At 56.4% G+C, this 11,184-nt stretch carries 15 protein-coding genes; 5 read left to right on the forward strand and 10 right to left on the reverse strand.

All coding sequences use genetic code 11. The features are described from left to right. Positions 1–14: 14 nt before the first annotated feature. Positions 15–500: a hypothetical protein gene (locus tag IPN69_17685; GenBank protein MBK8812545.1), complete on the reverse strand. Its 486-nt coding sequence runs from the start codon at positions 498–500 to the stop codon at positions 15–17. Positions 501–504: 4 nt separating this feature from the next. Here IPN69_17685 and IPN69_17690 point away from each other — a divergent pair, with 4 nt between their 5' ends. Genes IPN69_17690 through IPN69_17700 form a run of 3 tightly spaced genes read left to right on the forward strand, consistent with a single transcriptional unit; the run spans position 505 to position 1,307 of the window. Next, complete coding sequence (locus IPN69_17690; GenBank protein ID MBK8812546.1) at positions 505–783, forward strand: hypothetical protein; 279 nt, start codon at positions 505–507, stop codon at positions 781–783. Further along, positions 767–919, forward strand: coding sequence for a hypothetical protein (locus tag IPN69_17695; protein ID MBK8812547.1), 153 nt, complete (start codon positions 767–769; stop codon positions 917–919). Before IPN69_17690 ends, IPN69_17695 begins: the two co-directional genes overlap by 17 nt. A gap of 16 nt (positions 920–935) precedes the next feature. Beyond that, complete coding sequence (locus IPN69_17700) at positions 936–1,307, forward strand: hypothetical protein (GenBank protein MBK8812548.1); 372 nt, start codon at positions 936–938, stop codon at positions 1,305–1,307. Between the two features lie 425 nt (positions 1,308–1,732). Here IPN69_17700 and IPN69_17705 read toward each other — a convergent pair whose 3' ends face one another. Then, the gene (locus IPN69_17705) at positions 1,733–2,110 is read right to left on the reverse strand and encodes a hypothetical protein (GenBank protein ID MBK8812549.1); all 378 of its coding nucleotides are present in this window, start codon (positions 2,108–2,110) and stop codon (positions 1,733–1,735) included. Between IPN69_17705 and IPN69_17710 the strand changes: the two genes are divergently transcribed. After that, positions 2,105–2,650 carry a hypothetical protein gene (locus IPN69_17710; GenBank protein ID MBK8812550.1) on the forward strand — a complete coding sequence of 182 codons (546 nt, stop codon included), beginning with the start codon at positions 2,105–2,107 and terminating at the stop codon, positions 2,648–2,650. The two genes, IPN69_17705 and IPN69_17710, sit on opposite strands and share 6 nt — an antisense overlap. A gap of 231 nt (positions 2,651–2,881) precedes the next feature. On the opposite strand, the gene IPN69_17715 is transcribed toward IPN69_17710, so the two are convergent. The 4 genes from IPN69_17715 to IPN69_17730 all read right to left on the reverse strand — a co-directional run bounded on the left by IPN69_17715 (position 2,882) and on the right by IPN69_17730 (position 5,626). Continuing rightward, positions 2,882–3,682 carry a hypothetical protein gene (locus IPN69_17715; protein MBK8812551.1) on the reverse strand — a complete coding sequence of 267 codons (801 nt, stop codon included), beginning with the start codon at positions 3,680–3,682 and terminating at the stop codon, positions 2,882–2,884. A 160-nt stretch (positions 3,683–3,842) separates the two neighbouring features. Continuing rightward, entirely contained in the window at positions 3,843–4,199 is a 357-nt protein-coding gene (locus tag IPN69_17720) for a PDZ domain-containing protein (GenBank protein MBK8812552.1), read from the reverse strand. Beyond that, the gene (locus tag IPN69_17725; protein ID MBK8812553.1) at positions 4,196–4,708 is read right to left on the reverse strand and encodes a hypothetical protein; all 513 of its coding nucleotides are present in this window, start codon (positions 4,706–4,708) and stop codon (positions 4,196–4,198) included. The genes IPN69_17720 and IPN69_17725 overlap by 4 nt, the downstream gene beginning before the upstream one ends. A 30-nt stretch (positions 4,709–4,738) precedes the next feature. Further along, entirely contained in the window at positions 4,739–5,626 is an 888-nt protein-coding gene (locus tag IPN69_17730; protein MBK8812554.1) for a M61 family metallopeptidase, read from the reverse strand. Positions 5,627–5,758: 132 nt separating this feature from the next. Between IPN69_17730 and IPN69_17735 the strand changes: the two genes are divergently transcribed. Then, positions 5,759–7,003, forward strand: coding sequence for an MFS transporter (locus IPN69_17735; protein MBK8812555.1), 1,245 nt, complete (start codon positions 5,759–5,761; stop codon positions 7,001–7,003). A gap of 6 nt (positions 7,004–7,009) precedes the next feature. On the opposite strand, the gene IPN69_17740 is transcribed toward IPN69_17735, so the two are convergent. From IPN69_17740 to IPN69_17755, 4 genes are all read right to left on the reverse strand, one after another. After that, positions 7,010–7,579: a hypothetical protein gene (locus tag IPN69_17740; GenBank protein MBK8812556.1), complete on the reverse strand. Its 570-nt coding sequence runs from the start codon at positions 7,577–7,579 to the stop codon at positions 7,010–7,012. Between the two features lie 151 nt (positions 7,580–7,730). Beyond that, positions 7,731–9,950 carry a carboxypeptidase regulatory-like domain-containing protein gene (locus IPN69_17745; protein MBK8812557.1) on the reverse strand — a complete coding sequence of 740 codons (2,220 nt, stop codon included), beginning with the start codon at positions 9,948–9,950 and terminating at the stop codon, positions 7,731–7,733. A gap of 402 nt (positions 9,951–10,352) precedes the next feature. Next, positions 10,353–10,880 (reverse strand): histidine phosphatase family protein, encoded by a 528-nt coding sequence (locus IPN69_17750; GenBank protein ID MBK8812558.1) that lies wholly within the window; start codon positions 10,878–10,880, stop codon positions 10,353–10,355. Between the two features lie 64 nt (positions 10,881–10,944). Then, positions 10,945–11,184 (reverse strand): glycolate oxidase subunit GlcD (locus IPN69_17755; protein ID MBK8812559.1); only part of this gene is annotated, 240 nt, incomplete at its 5' end.

Below are 11,184 nucleotides of genomic sequence, written 5' to 3' on the forward strand. Positions count from 1 at the left end.
GAAGCGCGTGTTTATCAAGTCAATCTACCCGCGGGAACGTCGTGCTGGCGGTTTCGATCAACGACGCGGCGATCGGCAGTCTGGTCCTTGAGACCGGCGGTATGAAGGCCGACTTCGACTCCGTTCGACTGCGGCGATACGGTTCCGGTGGTAACTCCGGGCGCGACGATCACGATGAAGAACGGCGGCACGACGGTTCTTTCGGGAACGTTTACAGCAGCCGGCGGTCCGACGCCGGTTTCCGAGCCCGGAACAGCACTCCGCAGGGCCGTTACTTCGAAGGTCACCTGAACGGCGCGCACTGACGCCGGCTGTCCGACCAATGCGATCGGCGAAATGAACGTGCTCTCAACGCCGCCGAAACACAGGCGACCGTGACGGGTGAATTCAACCGCTTCACGAGCACGCAGACGTCGGCTCGTGTTCAGGTAACTGTCGGCGACGTGACGACGACGATCGTCGATCTCGGCGTGGTTCCGAGTCCCGAAGGCGAGGGACACTTCAATGCGACGACAGTCAACGCGTTACCCGCTCAGCAAGTCCAGCTTCTCCGTATGGGTTCGTGGTCCGCGGTCATCGGCAGCGCCAATAACCTATTCGGGCGAGATCGGCGGCAGAATCCTGAACGATTCGCACAACTCGGATTTCGACGGCGACGGCAGCAACGATCTCTCGGTCTTCCGCCCGTCAACCGGAACCTGGTACTCGCAGAACGGCGCCGGCTTTGACGCGGCAACGGCGTTTCGGCAACGCGGCGGATGTTCCGATGTCGCCGACTCATGACGGCGACGGCAAAACCCGACCGTGCGGTGTTCCAAACGTCAACGGCCTCGGTGTCTGGGAGGTCAACCGCAGCGCGGACGGCGGCGTGACGGCAACGCAGTTCGGCTTCGCGACCAGACAGGCCGGTTCGCGGTGACTTCGACGGCGACGGTTTGAACGATCTCGCGGTTTGCTGGTCGGAAACAGGAACGTGGTACGTCCGCAACAGCAACAACACGGGCTACACGATCCGTCAGTTCGGCATCGCCGAAGACGTCCCGATGTCGCACGATATGGACGGCGACGGCAAGGGAGACATCACGGTGTTCCGTCCTTCGACCGGCGACTGGTACTTTCGGTTCGCAGTTCGGACGGCGGCATCACGATCTCCACTTCCCGGAGCGCCTGGCGACAAAGCCGGTCCGGGGCGATTTCGACGGCGACGGACGCGACGACATCGCGGTTTACAGACCGTCAACAGGCGTGTGGTTCATCTGGAACTCGGGCAACGGAAGCTACGACATCCGCCAGTTCGGTATCAGTGAAGACATCCCGGTGGCCGGCAACTACGACGGCGACAACAAGACGGGAGCACGGTGTTCCCGCCCGTCGACCGGTCAGTGGACATCTGGAGAAGCGTCGACAACACGTACGACTTCCGCCAGTTCGGACTTTCGGGTGACATCCCGACGGCCCGGCCCCAAGAATCGAACGGCGGTTCGCCTTGGATCCGAGTGCAGAGTGCAAAGTGTAGAGTGCATAGTTCATACTTGCACTCTGCACGCACTCTGCATTTCGCTCCTGCATTTTGTTTATTCAGTGCCGGCCAAAATTCTTCGGATCTGTGAAATGGGGCGCTTCGTGTGCGCCGAGAAGAGCGAGCCATTCGTGTGCGCTCACATCGCCGAAGGTCGATGCGGGAACGTGAACTCCGTGCATTCGACAGTTTCGAAAGCGCTCCGCAGATCGTTCAGGCGAATGCGGTTTTCGTCGAGTGTGGCGACCGATTCGGCGATCGACTTTGTGCCGGTCGGATGCACGCGTTCCGGCGCTTGACCTTCTGGTGCCCCCAGGCGGATGTCTTCTCTCGAGAAACGCCCCCGAGATCTTTGCGTCGCCGTCGGCTTTCGCACCCTTTTTCGGCCCCGCCAGCGAGAAGCCGGCACATATCTTCGTCATACCGTCTTCCGACGATCGCGAGATGTTCGACGATCTCGCGGATCGTCCACCCCTCGTCGTTTTCCCGCGTGCCCGCCTGAGCTTCGGTCAGATCGCCGATCACGGCCTTGAGTTTCAAGCGAATCTGATCGTTCGCATCGTAGATTTCAGAGATTTTTGTATATTGCATAAGATTTGTTCGAAGGTATTACAGATTCCAGGTATTACAGAGATTCCAGGTATTCCAGATTCCAGGTATTCCAGATTCCCAGGTATTACAGATTCCAGGTATTACAGATTCCAGGCATTCCGGATTCCAGGCATTCCAGATTCCAGGTATTCCAGATTCCAGGTATTACAGATTCCAGGCATTCCGGATTCCAGGCATTCCGGATTCCAGGTATTCGGATTCCAGGTATTACAGATTCCAGGCATTCCGGATTCCAGGCATTACCGGATTCCAGGCATTCCAGATTCCAGGCATCTCCCCAATCCAACGGTTGCCCGCCCGCTCCACGCAGGCGGTACTGACTGGGGCAAATCGCAAACCAAAATCCCAAATCCCAAATCCCAATTCCGAAATCCGAAATCCCAATTCCCAAAATCGCAAATCGAAAATCCGAAATCGAAAATCACCCGCTTCCCTGCGCGCTCAAAACCAGCCTGTGCCAACGGAGACTCGAGAATCGATCTTCAGATGAGTTCAGGTACTCGCACGAAGCCGGTCTGAAAATACAGATTGCTGTCGGCCGACCAATCGAGTCCGATGATCGCTGAAACGAAACCAGATCCTTTTCGTTCGGCAGCGTCGTCACATCCTGCGCCGCATTCGGATCGACCACCTGGCGCGACGTTCGAATTCTGCTCGGCCTGGTTGTCCTTGGCGCGGTCGTATGCCTGCGACGATCAACAGCGGGTTGCGGAGCCGGGATCGCGGCCTGTCGGCGCGTTGCCGATGGCGTCATAAACGCGGATCTGCGCCGGCTTGTCGAAAGCGACCGCGACCTTCCCGGAATCGGGCGACCAGACCGGATGAACCTTTGGTCGGGCTGTCATCGAGCGTTCGCTCACGGCCGTTCTTTTCGATGATTCGCGGGCGTCCGACCGGCACGAACTTCTCGCCGGCTTGATTCGCGACGGCCATCCAGGTAGCGCCATTCGTCGAGTCGCGTCGCGAGCGCGGCCAGCATCGAACTGTCCGGCGACCAGACAAGTAATAGTAGATCAGATTCTCAGTCTGCGTGATCGGCTTGACGTCCGTCCCCTCCGCCGTGCAAATGTAGATCTGCTCGGTTCGGAACGTCAGCACGTTCGGCGGCGGGGCCGGGGCCGGAGTGGCTTCGGCAGTCGGTTCGACGGGCAAGGCAGTATTTGAATTCAAATCCAGCGCCGGAACCGTACTGTTCGAATTCGATGACATCGGCATCGTCGAAAGGCTGGAACCGCCGGAGCGCGTTATCGCGACGAAGGCGACGCTCGTCGAATCGGGCGACCAGACGATGCTGTCGAGAAAGTCAACCGCCATCGAGTCCGGCGAAACGCGTCGAAGAAACTTCCCGTCCGCTCCGTACATATCCAGACGAAACGTGTCCGGCAGATCGCCGGCACGACTATACGCCACCAAAGTTCGCTTGTTGTCCGGCGAAATGATCGTCTTCGCGAGCAGGTCGGCCGAACGGTTGCCGTCAAAATCCGCCCGAACGGCCGGATTAAGTTCCTCCGTAACCGCGTTTTTGACTTGCCGTCGCGGGCTGCGGAACATCGCCCCTCATATCGAAAGCCGAGTTTCACCGACGGAACCTCACGCAGGGTCGCCGGAGCGATCGCCGGTGATTTGAAAACATTCGACTGACAGGCCACCGAAAACGCCGCCGCGATTACAGCCAGAAATACTAACTTCGTCCGCATATTTTTACCTAAGCTCAGCCGCGAGATAGTCGCTGTAGAGCCGTCGCTGATCTTCTGTCGGGTTCTCGACCTTGACGATCGAGTAGTTCGCGCGGCCACGCCCCTCGAGCGTGATCTCCAATGTCGCGCAACTGGTCAAAGCGAAAGACCGTCAGCCTGATCTTGTCGCCCGGTTTCTTCTCGTTCAGATACGACCGCAAAAACTGCTGACTCGCGCGCTGGCCATCGACCGCGACGATCTGATCGTTGACGTTCAATCCCTGCTCGAAAGCCGGTGTCCCGATGGGCACGCCCGAGACCGTCAGAGTCCCGCCCGCCTCTCGAAGTGTCGCGCCTAGGTAAGCGGTCTCCTTGCCGCGGCCCTCATTCAATCGCAGTCCGATGCCGCCGAGGATCGCATTGAAGTCGATCTCTTCGCGGCCGCGGACATATTTCGAAAGAAATCACCGAGCGGCTTTCCGGCCATCAATTCGGCAGATTTCTGAAAGTCCTCGGGCGTGTAGTTCTTGTTCTTCTTGAAAAACTCGTCGTAAAGATGACGGAAAACGTCGTCGAGCGATTTCGCGCCCTTTGAAGCCGTACGAATCTCGATGTCGAGAACAAAACTCACGATATCGCCTTTGTCGTAATACGAGATCTGGTTATTGACCGAGTTCTCGTCGGGCCGGTAAAACTTTATCCAGGCGTCGAAACTCGCCTCTTCGAGACTGGTTTCAAGCGTCCGGGACGTTCCTGCAATTGCTGGATCATCGACGCTTTCGCGGCAAGAAATTCTTTGTCGGTGATCAGTCCGGCGCGGCGCAGCAAAACGTTTTCGTAATAACTCGTCGTCCCTCGGCGACCCACAGCAGACGCGTGTAATTCTCGTTCGAATAATCAAATGGCCCGAGCGCGTCCGGCCTGATCCGTTTTACGTTCCAAAGATGAAAAACTCGTGCGCGACGAGGCCTATGAAATCGTTATGGCGGTCTCCGCCAAATCCGTTGCGGTTCCACTGAAGCGCGGTCGAATTCGAATGCTCAAGCCCGCCGCCGCCGCGAAGGTTAAGGATAAACGTGTAATCGGTGTAGGGCAGTTCGCCGAAGATCTGAAACGCCGCTTCAATCACTTTCGTCGTATCCCGCACGAGCTTTTGTGGATTGTAATTGCCTTCGCCGTTGATGACATACCGGTGCGGTTTGCCCTGAACCGTGAAGTTCAACTCGGTGTGATTGCCGATCTCAAAGGGCGAATCGTAGAGAACGTCGAAGTTTTCCGATTTGAAGACGTTCGTTTGACCGTCTACTTTCGGCAGCCCGGTCGCGACCTTCCAATCGCCGAACGGTACGACCGTAACCGTTGAAGCGGCACCGATCTGGCCTTTGGGGTGCATCAGCAGCGCCGCCGGACTGATGAACGCGTGGTCGGCATTGAGCTCGCTCGTGCGCACGGAAAGTTCGTTCGCATAAACGTTGTAACGCACGACGAGCTCTTTGGACCCTGAGGTCTCGACTGCCCAGGTATTCTTGTTCGACTTTTTCCAAACAAGTTTCGCGCCGCCCGGCGTTTCCGCCGAAAAATCCTCGACGTGCCGCGCGTATTCGCGAATAAGGTAACTTCCCGGCGTCCAGACGGGCATCACGATCTCGGCCGTCGGCGGCATTTGCGCCCAACTGACGCGCATCTCGACCTCGAGCCGGTGCGTCCACGGTTTCGACATTCCAATCGTGAAACCGATCGCGGGCGGAACCGGTTTTATGTCAACGATCGGCGGTTTGGTCTTCGGCTTTTTGCGCTGAGCCGGCGATTCTTGATACATAGAAAAGAACACTACGATTGCAAGCAACCCTAAAACCTTTATTTTGTGCGATTTCTGCATTGAAGTGACAAACTCCCCCAGGATCGGTTTCATTTCCCGTTATTCTACTACGTTAAGATAATTTGCTAAACTTTGGACCAGATGCATACGGAATCCGCCGAACAAAAGTTTTTCACCAAACCCCTGTTGATCATCTTCCTGACGATCTTTCTTGATCTGCTCGGGTTCGGAATGGTCATCCCGCTTTTGCCGTTTTTTGCCCAGGATTTTCAGGCGACTCCGCTTGAGATCGGTTTGTTGGTATCGGTCTATTCGTGGATGCAGTTCTTCTTCGCGCCGATTCTCGGCAGTCTTTCGGACCGGACCGGACGGCGGCCCGTACTTTTCTTTTCGATCATCGGCTCCGGTATCGGTTATCTGATGATCGGCCTCGCCGGTTCGTTGGCGATGATGTTCGCCGGCCGTGTGCTCGGTGGGATCACCGGCGCCAACCTGTCGACGGCGCAGGCGTACATCGCCGATGTCACGACGCGCGAGAATCGCGCCAAGGGGATGGGCCTATTCGGTATGGCGTTCGGGCTCGGGTTCATAATGGGGCCGGCGATCGCTGGAATCCTGAGCAAATGGGGGCACGAGATCCCGTTCTTCGTGGCCGCCGGACTGAGTTTCCTGAACGCCGGGCTGCTTTACTTCATTCTGCCGGAATCACTGAAGCCGGGCGCGCCGGTCCGCGAAAGAAAGGGCCGATTGAGGGAACTGTTCGAATCGGTTCGCGATTCCCGATTCGCGTCCCTGACGCTGCAGTATTTTCTGCTTGTGATGGCGTTTTCGATGATGAACACGGCGTTTCCGCTCTACACCGGATTCAGTTTCGGCTACGACGCCGAGCACACCGGATATGTTCTCGCCTACGTTGGATTGCTGGCGGTCATAATGCAGGGCTATTTGCTCGACAAACTGTCGAAGCGTTTTGGATTGACGCGGCTTGTGATCGCCGGAGTATTCATTTTACTGGTGAGTTTTCTTGCGGTCCCGTATGTTTCGGCGCAATCATTCGGGCTCATCGGATTGCTGATCGGCGCGGCCGGATTCGCCATCGGCAACGGGTTGTCGTCGCCATCGCTGACGGCGCTTGCGTCAAAGGTCGCGCACGAACACGAACAGGGCAAGGCGCTTGGCGTGATGCAATCGGCCGCGAGCCTCGCGCGTGCGGTCTCGCCGATGCTCACCGGTTATCTGCTCAACAACGCCGTCAATCAAGTCGACGCGGATTCGCTCAAGCGTAATTTCTGGACGGCCGCTGCGATTCTTTTGGTGACGTTGTTTGTCGCCGTCTATTTTATGACGCACAACGAAGAGAAGAGTCTGAACGCATAGAGGCCGCTATTTCTTGTCTACCCAACCCCACGGCGCGGGCTGTGCCGGCGCCTCGGTTTTCAGATCAAATCTGATCGAAAAATATCGTTCGGTGCCAATTCGCCGGAGATTGTACGTGAAATGACTGCCCGCGACGAGATCGACCCACCAGACGTTGGTCGCCGCGGCGGCGATCACCTTGACCGTTTCGTCGTCGGCGGGAAACATCTGCCGGATAGCAGAACCGACGTTCGGCGATGTGCCGCCGTACATCGTCACTTTGTCGGGCGTTCCGTCTTCGTGCCGGTGATCGTGCTTGAGTTCGATCCGGCCGTTTTTCAGTTTCGTAAAGACCCAGGTCCGCGAGCGGTCCTCACCGACAAAGAACGGAACGAAAATGCGATTTTTGTCGCACCGACGGATCTGCATCAAAAGGTCCTTTCCCTTGAACGTCGTGTCGTCGGCCGGCGCCGTTTCGACTTTTCCGCCATATGCTTTGCCGCAGAGTTTTGTTAGCTCGGCCCAGAATGAAACGCTTTGAGCCGGAATCGCTTGAGTAAGAATGAACAATAGCAGCAAGCCGATGGTGGTTTTCATACGATTCTCCCGGAATGGTTAAGTCCGTGCGCGCCAAAATGATAGCAAGTTGATTTGGAAAAGTTAACGGGCCGGCGTGCGGGAAAAGCCGGGACAAGAAAAGAGGCACCGGAAATTTCGAGTTTCCGATGCCCCGAATAACCTTCAGTTCTCACTTTTCGTTCGTGAGATAGAAGTTCTGATCGGACAGTTCATCGCGAAGAAACAAAGTCAGCGCATTCGTTGAGAACGCGTACTTTTTGTTGGCGATGGACACATTGTAAACCACGCCTGTTGGAAGATCCGTAAGCGAATAGTATCCCAACGAATTCGTTCGCGTTCTGAAAACACCGCCATTCAGCGTGTCGACAGCCGAGATCGAGATGTTTGGAAGACCAATGTTGTTTAAGTCAACTACGTAGCCGCTTATCGAAGCGTTCGCCGAATTGATGATCGGGTTTGAAATTGGCGCGACCTTGCGTTCCACGGAATCGCGACTTGCCGGTGTTGTCAACTCGGTTTCGGGATCGGCGACGAGTCTCGCTCCGACGACATCGCCGTCGAGTGTCAACCCGAAGTCATTGTTCGAGAAATGGAAACTCTTGTGGCGAAGCGTCACGATGTGCAAGTCACCCACCGTCAACCCCTCGAGCGCAAAGTTGCCAAACGAATTGGTAACTGCCGAGGCGACCTCCATCGTCGAGACATTCAGGGCCGAGATGGTCACGCCGCGAATGCCGATGCCTTCCGCCGTGTAAACCGCTCCGGAATACGACGCTTCGGCGGCCGTCGGTGCGTTGATTCTGAGACAGGTAGGATCGATTCCAGGGGTCTGGAATGTTTCCGATGGCCCTGTACAGCCAATGCCGGCCTCGCCCTGGCAGATCGACGTCGACGGAGCGACGACACCGCCCTGTGTGGTGACAACCGTACCGTCAAGCGTATCCGAGCGTACGCCGGAACCGGACACGTTCGTGCCGGTTGCCAGCGGCCAGTTCAGGATCGTGCCGTAATAGGCGCTGTTGATCGTCGTCCTGATGGTCACCGCGATTCGTCCGTTAACCCCGAGCACCGCGCCCGGAGCCAAAAGATTCGTATTCGCCCCGATTCCCGTATAAGAATCGTTGCGGACCGCGATCGTCCCGGTGCCTGTTGCCGTCACCGTGACCGCGCTGGGCGCGGTTCCGGCCAGCGTAATATCGGACTGGAGAACATCCGCGATCTGAAAATTGGCCGCCGCCGCGAGACCCGTGTTGACATAGTTTATCGTCCACGTCACCGTGTCGTTCGGGCTCAATCCGGTCGGCGGAACGTCGGTCGTCAGCGCTACCCACTTGTAGCCGAAGATCGTCGGAGTGTCGAGTCCGCACGTCACCGGCCGTGAAGGCGGAACGAACAACGAGTTCAAATACATTCGTCGTCCGTTGATGTTCGTAAGGTCGGACGAAGTGCCGCGCGTGTAGTCGTGGCCGCCCATTTCAAAGACATAGCCGCCGCCAAGTCCGGTGTTTCCGACCTGCGAGACGGTTGCGATATACACGTCGTCGTTGCTGCCAGTGTGCCGCGCCGCGATCAGTGTTCCGTTCTGGAAGACCGAACCGCTGGCGAGCGAATAGTCGGTGATCGCACCGTCCTGCTCGCCGTTCAGATTTCCGCGGAACTGGCCGAATGGCATCGCGCCGTTCGGATATGCCGGCGTGCCGTTAACATCCGAGCCGTCGTTGGTTCCAAAAACGCTATAGCCCAAGGTCGTCTGAAAGCGCCCGTATGTAGCGTTGTTCTCGAACGTATTGATCGACGCGCATTGAAGCAACAAGTTGGCGCCGCTTTCGACAAAAGCGCGGTAGCCGCTGACCCATTGGGTCGACGTCGAGTGCGCTTGAGTGGCGATCGTAAAACACGAACCCACATTGATCGTCGAATCATCGACGGCCGCATAATATGCGCTGCCGATGCCGGCCGAATTCAGCAGCAATTGGTGAACAAGCGTTCCGAAACTGCCGCCGTCGGGGCCGATCGCGATCCGCGGCTTATGTGTCAGCGTGTAGCGGATATCGATCGTTGCCGACGCGGTCGTTTGATAGACCGTGACATCATCCGTGGTTCCGGAAATGATGTTGTTGAAAGCGGTCACAACCGGTTTTGCAATGACCGCGTATTCCGGCGCGACGATGAACGGCCCGCCGGAAAAACTGACGTTCGTTCCGGAGGCCGAGCCGGCATTGCCGGAATATCGGGTGAATGAAGCCTTAAAGTCCTCATCATCCTTCGCTTTACCGGGTTTTATTGCCCATTTGATCGGAATATTGTTCTGCAGAAGGTAGTTTGCCAGTCCGTACGACCTCAGGTTGAACGTCGTTCCGGACGAATTCCCCTGATGAACATTGTCCATCGGAATGATCAAAGCTCCTGTCGCGATAACTTCCGCAGGCGGAACCGGGTTTGGCGGAGGCTGAGAGAATGTGCTTCCCGCAAACATAAGAATAGCCAATCCGGATAGCAAAGCCCAAAACCGGATTGCGTGAACATAAATCTCCTTTCGGTTTGGAGTAGTCATCTTACTCACCTCCTAACATTAAGTGGTAGTTACACCTCACATTCAGGGCAAGGGATGTGCCATCTTGAAACAGGGCGGAATTGCGGGATTTTTGGAGATTTCAAGTTTCAGGCGATGAAAAAAGGGTGATTCTCACCGCTTGGTGGGGAATATCACTTCTGAGCAAAGGCTTGCGGACCAGATCACACGGTCTACCCTTCCTCTTTCGACCCGGATATTGATCGCGACAGAACTTGTTCAGAACGATTTTACGCGTTCCTCGACTTTCGTCGGTTTGCGTTTGTATTTGTGAATCTTGACGACGAATATCTTGTCGTATTCGGTTTCGAGCAGCGGTTTGTATCTTTCTAATCCGAGCAGCAGATTCGTCAGCGCCGGAGTGGTCGAATTGTGCCCGACGATCAGCAGGCGCTTGATCTTGCCGCTCATTATCAACTCGGCCATTTTTGGCAGGTCCTTGTGGTCGTAGATCTGAACCGTCAGTCCGCGCTTGGCGGCGAGCGGCGCGACCGTATCGCGTGTGCGGATGAAATCGGACGAGTAGATCGCGTCGAACTTGTACTTTTTGACGACCTTCACCAACCGTTCGGCGCGCAGTTTCCCTTCCGCCGTCAGAACCGGATTGACCTTGTCAGCGGTCGCCGAAACATCCTTTTCGGCGTGCCGCAAAAGGACAACCGTCAGTTTGCGGTGCTGGGCCGAGAGGTCAATGCCCAATATCAAGGAAAAAGCAACGAAAACCAACAGCCGTTTGATAATTCTCATATGGTTCCGCACACGAATATGAAATCTTCGTGTGAACTTCGTGTCGATTGGTGGATCGAAAACACTAAACAAACATCTTCCCCGGATTCAAGATTCCGTTGGGATCGAAGACCTTCTTGATCGCCTTCATAATCTCGAGCGTCGGAGGATCGACGGCGAAGTCCATATACGGCGCCTTGACGTAACCGATGCCGTGTTCGCCGCTGATCGTGCCGCCGAGATCGACCGAAAGCTGGAACGTTTCTTTGACGCATTCGCGGGCGCGGGCGATCTCGTCCGGATTCTCGCGGTCGAGGACGAAATT

Source organism: Acidobacteriota bacterium (assembly GCA_016715115.1).
Classification (GTDB): domain Bacteria; phylum Acidobacteriota; class Blastocatellia; order Pyrinomonadales; family Pyrinomonadaceae; genus JAFDVJ01.